Here is a 1,602-nt window from a genome sequence, read left to right as displayed (position 1 = left end):
AAAACCTGATCATCGGCGGCATGAACGACAACACCGTGCTGGGCGGCGTACGAGCGACTGAAAGCGCCGGCTTCAAGGCGGCCAACGTGATTGGCATCGGCATCAATGGCACCGACGCCATCGGCGAGTTGAAAAAGGCTGACAGCGGCTTCTTCGGTTCGATGCTGCCAAGCCCACATATCGAGGGCTACAACACCGCGTTGATGATGTACGAGTGGGTCACCAAAGGCACCGAGCCGGCCAAGTACACCGCCATGGATGAAGTGACGCTGATCACCCGCGCCAACTTCAAGGAAGAGTTGACCAAAATCGGGCTGTGGAAATGACCGGCGCGGCCCTGCGCTTCAACGGCATCGGCAAGGAGTTTCCCGGTGTGAAAGCCCTGGCGCAGATCAGCTTTGAAGCGCGGCCGCACCAGGTACACGCGTTGATGGGCGAAAACGGTGCGGGCAAGTCGACGCTGCTGAAAATCCTTGGCGGCGCGTATATTCCCAGCGCTGGCACGTTGCAGATCGGCGAGCAGGCCATGGCCTTTAAAAACGCCGCTGACAGCATTGCCAGCGGCGTGGCGGTGATTCACCAGGAGCTGCACCTGGTGCCGGAAATGACCGTGGCCGAGAACCTGTTTCTCGGGCATCTAACCACCCGATTCGGAGTGGTCAATCGCCGCCAGATGCGCAAGCAGGCGCTGCCGTGTCTCAAGGGGTTGGCGGATGATATCGACCCAGACGAGAAACTCGGTCGCCTGTCCTTGGGCCAGCGCCAACTGGTGGAAATCGCCAAGGCGCTGTCCCGTGGCGCCCATGTAATCGCCTTCGACGAGCCCACCAGCAGCCTGTCGGCGCGGGAGATCGACCGCTTGATGGCGTTCATCACGCGCCTGCGGGACGAGGGCAAAGTGGTGCTCTACGTGTCGCACCGCAGGGAGGAAGTGTTCCGCATCTGCAATGCGGTCACGGTGTTCAAGGACGGCCGCTACGTGCGTACGTTCGAGGATATGAGCGCGCTCACCCATGACCAGTTGGTGACCTGCATGGTCGGCCGGGATATTCAGGACATCTACAACTACCGTCCGCGTGAGCAGGGTGAGGTGGCGTTGAAAGTGGATGGGTTGCTCGGCCCTGGTTTACGCGAGCCAGTCAGTTTTCAGGTCCGCAAAGGCGAGATTCTCGGCCTGTTCGGGCTAGTGGGGGCAGGGCGCACTGAGCTGTTTCGCCTGCTGAGCGGCTTGACCCGCAGCACTGTCGGCCGCCTGGAACTGCGTGGCGAAACCCTGCAATTGCGCTCACCCCGCGACGCCATTGCCGCCGGTGTGCTGCTGTGTCCGGAAGACCGCAAGAAGGAGGGCATCATCCCGCTGTCCAGCGTGGCCGAAAACATCAACATCAGTGCCCGTGGTGCGCATTCGGCCTTTGGCTGGTTGTTGCGTGACGGCTGGGAAAAGGCCAACGCCGACCAACAGATCAAGGCGATGAAGGTCAAGACGCCCAACGCCGAACAGAAAATCATGTACCTCTCCGGCGGTAACCAACAGAAGGCCATTCTTGGCCGCTGGTTGTCGATGCCGATGAAAGTGCTGCTGTTGGATGAACCCACGCGGGG

General features: G+C 60.9%; 1 protein-coding gene and 1 pseudogene. Both read left to right on the top strand.

What is annotated here, in order from left to right; translation table 11 throughout:
* A pseudogene (locus tag H8F21_RS29070) lies at nt 1–326 on the top strand (arabinose ABC transporter substrate-binding protein); the annotation flags it as partial.
* Nucleotides 323–1,602 (top strand): L-arabinose ABC transporter ATP-binding protein AraG (gene araG / locus H8F21_RS29065; protein WP_203585824.1); only part of this gene is annotated, 1,280 nt, incomplete at its 3' end. The pseudogene H8F21_RS29070 and the gene araG, both read left to right, overlap by 4 nt.

The sequence above is a fragment of the Pseudomonas arcuscaelestis genome (assembly GCF_016881005.1).
In the GTDB taxonomy this organism is placed as follows: Bacteria; Pseudomonadota; Gammaproteobacteria; order Pseudomonadales; family Pseudomonadaceae; genus Aquipseudomonas; species Aquipseudomonas arcuscaelestis.
The sequence above is the reverse complement of the archived record's forward strand: the minus strand, read 5'-3'. Positions and strand labels throughout refer to the sequence as shown.